The sequence below is a fragment of the Phytoactinopolyspora limicola genome, from assembly GCF_011320225.1.
GTDB lineage: Bacteria > Actinomycetota > Actinomycetes > Jiangellales > Jiangellaceae > Phytoactinopolyspora > Phytoactinopolyspora limicola.
Genome location: NZ_JAAOEN010000016.1, coordinates 99,087 through 108,846 on the forward strand (window position 1 = coordinate 99,087; position 9,760 = coordinate 108,846).

9 protein-coding genes are annotated in these 9,760 nt (G+C 68.1%); all 9 read right to left on the reverse strand.

Annotation, left to right across the window (positions count from 1 at the left end; translation table 11 throughout):
- Positions 1-9: 9 nt before the first annotated feature.
- Positions 10-435: a PPOX class F420-dependent oxidoreductase gene (locus tag G8760_RS24745; RefSeq protein WP_166355514.1), complete on the reverse strand. Its 426-nt coding sequence runs from the start codon at positions 433-435 to the stop codon at positions 10-12.
- Between the two features lie 207 nt (positions 436-642).
- Entirely contained in the window at positions 643-2,475 is a 1,833-nt protein-coding gene (locus G8760_RS24750) for a sigma-70 family RNA polymerase sigma factor (RefSeq protein ID WP_166355515.1), read from the reverse strand.
- Positions 2,476-2,614: 139 nt separating this feature from the next.
- Positions 2,615-3,223: a class F sortase gene (locus G8760_RS24755; protein WP_166355516.1), complete on the reverse strand. Its 609-nt coding sequence runs from the start codon at positions 3,221-3,223 to the stop codon at positions 2,615-2,617.
- 176 nt (positions 3,224-3,399) lie between these two features.
- The gene (locus tag G8760_RS24760) at positions 3,400-4,125 is read right to left on the reverse strand and encodes a hypothetical protein (RefSeq protein WP_166355517.1); all 726 of its coding nucleotides are present in this window, start codon (positions 4,123-4,125) and stop codon (positions 3,400-3,402) included.
- Positions 4,126-4,184: 59 nt separating this feature from the next.
- On the reverse strand, positions 4,185-4,961 hold the full coding sequence (locus G8760_RS24765) for a potassium channel family protein (RefSeq protein ID WP_207782695.1): 777 nt from the start codon (positions 4,959-4,961) through the stop codon (positions 4,185-4,187).
- An 87-nt stretch (positions 4,962-5,048) separates the two neighbouring features.
- Positions 5,049-5,558 carry a mycothiol transferase gene (locus tag G8760_RS24770; protein ID WP_166355518.1) on the reverse strand — a complete coding sequence of 170 codons (510 nt, stop codon included), beginning with the start codon at positions 5,556-5,558 and terminating at the stop codon, positions 5,049-5,051.
- A gap of 336 nt (positions 5,559-5,894) precedes the next feature.
- Positions 5,895-8,399 carry a DEAD/DEAH box helicase gene (locus G8760_RS24775; protein ID WP_166355519.1) on the reverse strand — a complete coding sequence of 835 codons (2,505 nt, stop codon included), beginning with the start codon at positions 8,397-8,399 and terminating at the stop codon, positions 5,895-5,897.
- Between the two features lie 51 nt (positions 8,400-8,450).
- On the reverse strand, positions 8,451-9,296 hold the full coding sequence (locus G8760_RS24780) for a siderophore-interacting protein (protein WP_166355520.1): 846 nt from the start codon (positions 9,294-9,296) through the stop codon (positions 8,451-8,453).
- 108 nt (positions 9,297-9,404) lie between these two features.
- Positions 9,405-9,760: HNH endonuclease signature motif containing protein (locus tag G8760_RS24785; RefSeq protein WP_166355521.1), on the reverse strand; the 356-nt coding region annotated here is incomplete at its 5' end.

Genomic DNA, 9,760 nt, shown 5'->3' on the forward strand with positions numbered 1-9,760 from the left:
GGAGTGCGGCTACGGAGTGGGAGGCCGGTGAGTGGCGCGTCTTGTCTCGTACCACGTGTCGCCGACCGGTTCACCGGACATATTCCAGCTCCACGAGATAGTGGGCGTGATGCGCATATAGAGACCGGGACCGACCATGCCGATCCGGTCGACCGGCTGTTCGGCACGGCCATAAACGCGGATCCCGCGGGCGACGAACGGCTCGATGGACACCAGGTCGTCGACCACCAGTGCGACGGCGTATTGACCGTTCACGACGTTGCGGAACTTGCGGGTCGTCGCGACGCTCGGTCCGGAGCCACCGACCCAGAAGTATGTGCCGTCGAACTCGAAGGCGGTTGGCACGACGTCCGGCTGGTCACCGGCGGATATCGTGGCCAGCCGGCAGAGCGGTTGAGATCGCAGGTAGGTGAGTTCGTCATCGGTGAACGACATCTCGTCTTCTCCTTCGGGGCCGGGTTGTCGCTGCGCAGGCCCGGGCTCGACGCTGGTGTGGCGCACGTGCCCGGTCGGCGCCGCTTCTTTTCACCTACACGAACGCCAGACGCCTGAATCGACATCATCCGCCAACGGCTTGAACCGGCCGCCCCGACGTCGCCGGACATCACCACCGCACCCAGATGTGCGACGTGTACAACGGGGTTACTGCGGGCACGGCGTGACGGTCAGGGTCCGCGGTTCGCTTTCGGCGACGTTGCCGCGGGCGTCGATCGCCATCACCGACCACGTCACCGGACCAGGTGTGGTGAACGGGCCGAGCTGAGCGTGCCAGCGGCCGGCACGGTGCACCATACCGGCGGTTCCGGACCCGTCCGGCCCCTGCCACCACAGCTCGACGCCGGCGACGCCCGATTCGTCCGAGATATCGGCCTGCGCCTCGGCGGTGTCCGGGGCACACCCTGCCCGGCCGATCTCGGCCGGCCGGGCACCGACGCCGGTGATCGACGGTGGACGTTCCACCGTCACCAGTACGTCCACCATGGCCGCACCGGACGGGGAGGCCACCTCGACCATGCCACGATGGTCTCCCTCGGCCAGTTCGGCGCGGTTGACGGTCACCCGGAGGTCGCGAGCCGCCTCGATGGACAGTTCACCCCCGTCGTGGTCAACGGCCAACCACGCTGCCGCCGTCCCGACCTGGTACGACACCGGTGCACCACCGGTGTTGCGCAGGCCAATGACACCTCCGTCGGCCCGTGCGCCGAGGTCAAGAGTGTCCGTGCTCACCGTCAGCTCGCCGGGTGACGACGCGGGCGGCTCTGAGTCGGGTGCCTCGGCGTTGGGCGAGGCCGGCGGATCGGCCGGTCCGCCCGCATCGTTGCCGGGGCCGTCAGGTGCCGGCGGGTCGGTGGTGTCGTCGGCTGAGCCGTCCGCCGGGTCGGGCGGCGTACTAGCCACCGTCGCTTCCGAGGATGTGTCGGGTGGCACCGGCGGCGATTGGTCTGTGTGCGGCGTCGCCACAGGTGTGCTGGTCATGGCCGCCGTCGGGATGGCGTCGTCGTCCGGGCCGAACAGTACCGACGCCGCGATGATCCCGCCCACGACCGCCCCCACCCCGGCCGTGACCAGGCCCGCCGCCCGACCCGGATGCCGTCGCCACCACGAAGATCCAGGACCGGACCCGTCGGGACTGGTGGCGTGGGGACCGTCGGGGCCGCCGTCGTCGTCGCCGGACCGGGAACCGGCCCGTGCGTCGAACGCGGCCAGCACCGTGTCGCGCAGCTCGGCAGGAGCGAACACCACCGCCGGCACCGTGGACAGCAATGCCATCGGGCTGGCCGCCGTTCGGCGCCGCTCACCGCAGACGTCGCAGCTGTCCACATGCCGGGCCACCCGTTTGCGGATGAGCGCGGAGAACCTGCCGTCCCAGCCGGTCAGGATGCCGTCCAAGTCGGTGCAGTCGGCCCGGCCGAGCCTGGCCACCAGCAGCGCACCCAGCGAACGCTCCACTTGGACCCGCAACCTGCTCAGCACCGTGTAGACAGCGCCGACGCGAACCCCGGCAGCGGTAGCCAGCTCGGCACCGTCCAAGCCTTGCCGTAGGTGCAGGTCGAGCAGCACCCGGTCCCGGTCGCCGAGGCCAGCAGCGGCCGTCCACACCAGCTCGCGCAGCTCACTCTCTCCGGCCGCCGCCTCCGGACCATGCTCCGGATCCGGCAGATCGACCAGCGCGTCGGCGGGAGTCTGCCGCTGGCGCGACTTGAGCCGCGCCAGGGCTGCTCGCCGGGCAATGGAATAGAGCCAGGCGCGCACCATCGCCGGCTCCCTCAGTTGATCCAGCCGCTCGACCGCGCGCAGGAACGTGTCCTGCGTCGCGTCGGCGGCGTCGTCGTGATTGCGCAGCATCGACCAGCAGAAGTCGTGCAGCCGGTCGGCGTAGCGGTCGTAGATGGCAGCGAACGCGTCCCGATCGCCGGACCGGGCCCGGTGGACCAGATCGGCGTCGGACGGACCGGGAGCGAGATGCTCCTCCATGGCGGCACAACCTACACCCATCCGGGCCGCCTGGCACGGGTTGCCAGGTCGGCGACGACGCTGCCGGCGGTGGCCCCGCCCGTCACGCCACGTATAGGCGCTGGTGGGCGGGGCCACTCGCGGGCCACGATGATCGGATTCATGCCGCCTCCGCGTAGACGATCACGTTCTGCTGGTATCCCCCCGCGGCGCGGACGTACGGACCGCCGCAGGTGATCAACCGCAGGACGGGTTCGTCGACGTCGGCCCAGATCCGGCCATAAGGGAGTGTGTCCTTGCCGGCCAGTTCGACGTCGACGACGACGAACGTGTGCCGGGCGCCGTCCGCATCGTCGACATGAACGGCGTCGCCCGCGACGAGTGAACTCAGACCATAGAAGACGTCCGGCCCATCCACCGAATCCACGTGCCCGACGAGCACGGCCGGCCCGGGTTCACCCGGCCGCGGGCCCAGCTCGTACCAGGCACCGCTTCCTGGATCGGGTAGTTCCATGGCGCCGTCGGCTTGGAGTCCCACCGGAACGATCGTCGTCTTGATGTCGACCGCGGGTGCCTCGACCATCACAGGGTCGGCCGCCGTCATCTCCGGTGAACTGGTGCCGGTTGGTGACGTCGGGGAACTCGGCGTCGTCGCACTCGATACGGGCCGCCCGACGTCACCACTTGACAGGCCAGGGTCTTGGCCGTCCCCGGCCGCCGTGCCGCACCCCCACATCAGCACGGTGACCAGGGCCAGCAACGGGAGCACCCACCATCGACGGCGCGACGTGCACCGGGAAGTCCCAGCGTTGATATCGGCCGGCTGGGCTCGACGACGGGTTCGACGGTGGGGGCGACGCGTCTCGCACAACGCGTGCCGGAGCACGCGCCCCGCCGGGCGGCGGTGGGGCCGCCCGGCAGGGACGCCGGATCCGTGACCGGAGTTCATTCCCGGCTCCGGACGGTGCGGTAGCCGAGTGTGCTCAGACCGACGGCCGACAGGACGCCACCAAGGGTCAGCCACAGGTAGTCGGAGCTGCCGTTGGCGCCTTCGCCGGCGTCGATCCTGGTGGGCACCCGGATGGACGAGCCGTCGTCGCCCTTGTCGGTGCCGTCGTCGCCGCCGCCGTTCTCGCCGCCGCCGTTCTCGCCGCCGCCGTTCTCGCCGCCGCCGTTCTCGCCGCCGCCGTTCTCGCCGCCGCCGTTCTCGCCGCCGCCGTTCTCGCCGCCGCCGTCTTCGCCGCCGCCGTTCTCGCCGCCGCCGTCTTCGCCGCCGCCGTTCTCGCCGCCGCCGTCTTCGCCGCCGCCGTTCTCGCCGCCGCCGTCTTCGCCGCCGCCGTCTTCGCCGCCGCCGTCTTCGTCACCGCCGGGGTTGCAGTTGACCTCGCAGGGCTTGATCTGATCCGGGCCCCAGTTCGGAGGTTCGACGGGGTCGGGCACAGCCTGCTCGACGTCGATGTCCGGAGGTGGGCTGTCCAGGGTCGAAACCTCGGCCAGCTGCTCGGACCACGGAATCGGGGTGTCGGATGCCGCGAAGGCCGACGTGACCGGCAGCCCCACGGTGAGGACGGCGGCCGTCGCTGCGGCCATCGTCGCCGTCGCGCGCAGGAGCGACCGGGCGCGGGGCTGGTGGGCCTGTGTGGTGGGGGTTGTGGAAGTGGTGGTCTGCATGACAGCTCCTTGGTGTCTCGTCGTTGGACACCGGTAAGAGCCAGCAGTGGCGGAGAACCTTACAACTTTTCCGCGGTGATTTTCGGGCAGTGCCCACAGGCGCGTAATGGCCCCGTCTGGTCGTGCGTCGAGGTGGTGGTCATCCGCAGATCCTCGAGGAGGTGGACGATATGGTCGAGCCGGTCTTGCTCGCCCTTGGCCTGTTCGCTGGTCTCATTGAAGCGTTCGACGAACCACGCGGCGACGTTGGCCGTGATCACTCCGAGCAGGGCGATGCCAGTGATCATGAGGAGGACGGCGATCATGCGGCCGACACCCGTCACCGGGTAGGTATCGCCGTAGCCGACGGTCGTGACCGTGGCGGCGGACCACCAGAACGCATCTGCCGGGGTTGTGATCGTGGCTCCGGGTTGGCCCCGTTCCGCGTCCAAGACCGCGAGGGCAGCCAGCAACGCGACGAGTACAGCAGTCCCGCAGACATAGGTCGTGACCTTGTACCTCGTGCTCCTTTGGGCGCGCTCGGAGACGAGCAGGATGGTGCCGATCATCCGCAGCAGCCGCAACGGGCGCAGCATCGGCAGCAGAACCGCGACGAGATCGAGAAGATTGTGTTTGACGAATCGCCGTCGGTCCGACGCCAAGGTGAGCCGGACCATATAGTCGAACGCGAACACCGCCCAGACCAGCCACTGGGTCAGCTCGGCGAGCGCCACGGCGCCGTCGGACAGATCCGGTTCGAGGATCGGCACCGCGTAGGCCACGAGAAAGCCCACCGCCAAGACCATCAGCGCCGGTTCGGTCTTACGCTCCCACGCGTGTACCCGCGCTTGCGTCACAACGCCCCTCCCACCCAAGCGACTGCTGGCCCAACCCCCATCACGCCGGCGCGGTGTCCCCCTCCGCGGCGGGTATGGCCACGCAGACTACTCGCCCAGGGAGCCGTCGGCTAGCTCACGGGTGATGTCGAGGTGACCGGCGTGCCGAGCGTATTCCTGGAGGACATGGAAGAGCGTCCAGATCAAGGTCGGCCGATCGTCGTCGTTGCGGAAACGACCACCCAGCGCTGCCCGTTCGGTGAGCGCCGACGAACTGACGATCACCCGCGTGTGTGCACCGCCTTCGTGCAGGGCCGCGATCAGTTCGTCGGCCGTGGCCGATGTCGGCACGACCCAGCGTCCTTCGGCGTGGTCACCCCAGGGCTTGTCGATGTCCTCAGCCTTGAACCCCCACCGCAGCCAGCGTCGCTCCATATGTAGCAGATGGTTGACGAGTTCCAGCGGCGACCACCCGGAGGGGAGACGGCTGCTGCGCAGCTCGGTGGCTGACATGCCGTCCAGTTTGCGGCCGATGGTGTACCGGTAGTAGTCGAGATAGCTGAGCAGTAGCTCCTTGGGGTCGGAGAGGGTACGCGGCGGCTCGGTGGTGTGGCTCATGAATGGTGGTTTACCAGCCGGCCGCGACGGCGCCAAGGGCTCCGCGGCTGCCGACGCCGATGGCGCGTCTCCCCGCGGCGGCGATCAGATGCGTGAGCGGCCAGCCGCCACGTATTGGGTGCACCTGATCGCGTCGTCACAGCATGTGGACACTTCTGGATCAGATGCATAGGCCGATGCGTGGGGCCGGTTTCTGCACCTGATCCTTTAGCGTCCGCATCTTGAGACGGTATGGGACGACGCTCCCGCCGACCGAGCAGCAGCGTCGTCATCGCATCCGCACCTGATCGTCGCCATAGAAACGATCAGGCGCACAAACGGAGATCAGGTGCACACTCAGAGTTGGCCGGCGGCGGTGATGCTGACGACGGGGTGGCCGGCGTCGTTCGAGGCGGCGAGGTCTACCGTCGCGCTGATGCCCCAGTCGTGGTCGCCCGCTGGGTCGGCGATGATCTGGCGCAGCTCCCAACGGTCGTCGTGTTCGGTGATCAGCAGCATCTTCGGGCTGCGTGCGTCGGCGTCGATACCCATGGCGTCGTGTTCATCGAAGAACGGATCCAGCGCGTCGGCCCAGGCGTCGGCGTCCCATCCGGCATCCGCATCGAGTTCGCCGAGTGTTTCCCAGCGTTCTCGGGCGGCCAGCTCCACCCGGCGGAACATCGCGTTGCGCACGGCCACCATGAACGCCCGGCGATTAGCGGTGATCGGGCGCGGCATGTCGGGCGCGGCATCCGTTCCGGTGCTGTCCTCCAGGGCGTCGGGGTTCTGTAGCTTCTCCCACTCGTCGAGCAGGCTGGAGTCGACTTGGCGGACCAGTTCGCCAAGCCACTCGATGAGGTCGGTGAGTTCCTCCGTGCGGATCTCCTCCGGAACCGTCTGACGCAGCGCCCGGTAAGCGTCGGCGAGATACCGCAGTACGAGTCCCTCGGAGCGGGCGAGCTGGTAGAAGCGGACGTACTCGCCGAAGCTCATCGCCTGTTCGTAAAGGTCACGGGCGACGCATTTGGGGGAGAGCTCGTAGTCGGCCACCCACGGGTTGGTCTGCCGGTAGGTCTCGAACGCGGCGTGGAGCAGCTCGGCCAGCGGCTTCGGATAGGTGACGTCCTCCAACAGCTCCATACGCTCGTCGTACTCGATGCCGTCGGCCTTCATCGCGGCGACGGCCTCGCCGCGGGCTTTGTTCTGCTGCGCCATCAGCACCTGGCGCGGATTGTCCAGCGTCGACTCGACGACGGAGAGCACATCCAACGCATACGTCGGCGACTCCACGTCCAACAGGTCGAACGCCGCCAGCGCGAACGGCGACAACGGCTGGTTCAACGCGAAGTCCGACTGTGGGTCGACGGTCAGCCGCACGGTGCGGCCGTCGGCGTCGGGTTGATCGAGCCGCTCGACGATGCCGCTCTGGAGCAGCGCCCGGTAGATGGCGACGGCGCGGCGGATGTGCCGGCGCTGCGCCGGGCGCGATTCGTGGTTGTCGGTGAGCAGCTGTCTCATTGCCTCGAACGCGTCGCCCGGTCGCCCGGCCACCCCGAGTACCATCGCATGGCTGACCGCGAAACTCGAGGTCAACGGCTCGGGTGGGGAGTCCACGAGGCGCTCGAACGTCTTCTCACCCCACGAGATGAACCCCTCGGGTGGCTTCTTGCGGACGATTTTGCGTTTCTTCTTGGCATCGTCGCCGGCCTTGGCGATGGCCTTCTCGTTCTCGATGACGTGCTCCGGTGCCTGCACGATCACCTCTCCGATGGTGTCGTAGCCGGCTCGCCCGGCCCGTCCGGCGATCTGGTGGAACTCGCGAGCCGTGAGGTGACGGGTCTTGACACCGTCGTACTTGGTTAATCCGGAGAGGACGACGGTGCGGATCGGCACGTTGATGCCCACCCCGAGGGTGTCCGTGCCGCAGATGACCTTGAGCAACCCGGCCTGCGTGAGCCGCTCGACCAGCCGCCGGTATTTCGGCAGCATGCCGGCGTGGTGGACACCGATACCGTGCCGCACCAACCGGTTGAGGACCTTGCCGAACCCGGCGTGGAAACGAAAACCGCCGATCTCCTCCGCGATCAGGTCCCGTTCGGCCCGACTGGCGACGTTCACACTGGTCAGCGACTGGGCGCGCTCGATGGCGGCAGCCTGGGTGAAATGGACGACGTAAACCGGGGCGCGGTGCGTCGTCAGCAACTCGTCGAGTAGTTCGTGGATCGACTCGGTCGAGTAGGAGAACGTCAGTGGGACGGGGCGTGTGGTGGACGTCACGACCGCCACGTCACGCTCGGTGCGTCGTCGTAAGTCCTTCTCGAAGAAACTGACGTCGCCGAGAGTGGCGGACATGAGGAGAAACTGCACCTTCGGCAGTTCCAGTAGCGGAACCTGCCACGCCCAGCCGCGTTGGGGGTCGGCGTAGAAATGGAACTCGTCCATGACCACTTGGCCGACGGCGGCGTCGGCGCCATCACGCAGCGCGATTTGTGCCAGGATCTCCGCCGTGCAGCAGATGATGGGCGCGTGGGCGTTGACGCTGGAGTCGCCCGTCATCATGCCGACGTTGTCCGCCCCGAACGTGGCGATGAGGTCGAAGAACTTCTCCGACACCAGCGCTTTGAGCGGAGCGGTGTAGAAGGTGCGCTGCCCTTTGCTCAGCGCCGCGAAGTGAGCGCCGACGGCCACCAGGCTCTTCCCGGATCCGGTGGGTGTGCTCAGGATGACGTGTGAGCCCGACACCAGTTCGATGAGTGCTTCCTGTTGCGCCGGATAAAGGTCGAAACCGCGGTCGGACGCCCATGTGGTGAAGGCGTCGTACAGCTCGTCGGGTCCCGCGTCCGGCATCCTCCTCATGATCATTGGCTTTTGACCACCGGATTCGGTAGGTAACTGCCAATGATCATGAGGTGGCTAGAGGACGGCGTCACTGCCGCGCTCCCGCTCGCTCTTCTTCCACGCCTGGAAGTCGTCTTCGACCAGGCCGGCCCGCCAGTAACCGGACAGGGACAGCAACTCGCGAGGCACACCACGGTCCTGCAGGAAGTACCGTCGCAGCCCCTTAACCAGGCCAGCCTCACCGTGGACGAACACGTGGGCCCGCCCGGGACGCCATGGAACGTCCTTGATCGCCTCGACCAGGTGATCGGGTGCGCCGGCCGGGCGTCCGTCGCGGTGCAGCCACGTGACGTCGACGTTGGCCTTGGTGACGAGCGGCTGCTCCTCGGACTCGTCGCCGACCTCGACGACGACCCGCACCGGGACACCAGCCGGCATCGCCTCCAGCGCCGTGGCGATGGCCGGAAGCGCTGCTTCGTCGCCGGCGAGGAGATGCCAGTCAGCGTCCGGACTGGGGGAGTAGGCGCCGCCGGGGCCGAAGAAGCGGATGTCGTCACCGGGTTCGGCGGCCGCCGCCCACGGCGCGGCCACACCTTCGTCGCCGTGGATGACGAAGTCCAGCGCGATTTCGCCTGCCGCGGTATCGACGTAACGAACCGTGTACGTGCGGGTGATCGGCCAGTGTTCGCGCGGCATGGTGGCCCGCACCTCGGCGATGTCGAGTGGCTCCGGATACCGCGCCTCAGGATGGAGGAACAGCAGCTTCACGTAACTGTCGGTGAATTCGTTGTCCGCGAAGTCGGCGAACCCCGGGCCGCCCGCCACCACTCGCACCATATGCGGGGTGAGCTGCTCGGTGCGCACCACCTGAAGACGGGTGACGCGGCGCGGGCGAGCTGCGGGTGGACTGTTCTGGGCCATATCGACCAGGCTATCGCGGCCGGACGCCGTACCTGGTTGCCACCGGCGCGATACCTGCTCCGGGCTGCATGCATCGTAGATCTGCGTGTGGTCGCCGTACCGGCCCGGTCAGAATGGCGGGTTGTCGCCGTCCGGGGGTGAAGTGCCGCCCGGCCGGTGTTGATCGTCACCTCTCGGGGCCGGCATATCGGGGGCGATGCGGGGGAGGGTGACCATGTGTGTGTGGCCGGTGGGGCTGGTCCATTGTTGGCGGCCGTTGCCGAGGTGTTGGATGGTCCATCCGGCTCGGTGTTTCTGTACGTGGCAGGGTTTGCAGAGGGCTGAGCAGTTGCACGCCGAGGTGGGGCCGTTGGGCCAGGGGGTGCGGTGGTCGATCTCGCATCGTTGGGCGGGGTGGTGGCAGCCGGGTGCGATGCATTCACGGTCACGGAGGAGGACGAAGTCCACGAGCTCTTGGGGTGGGG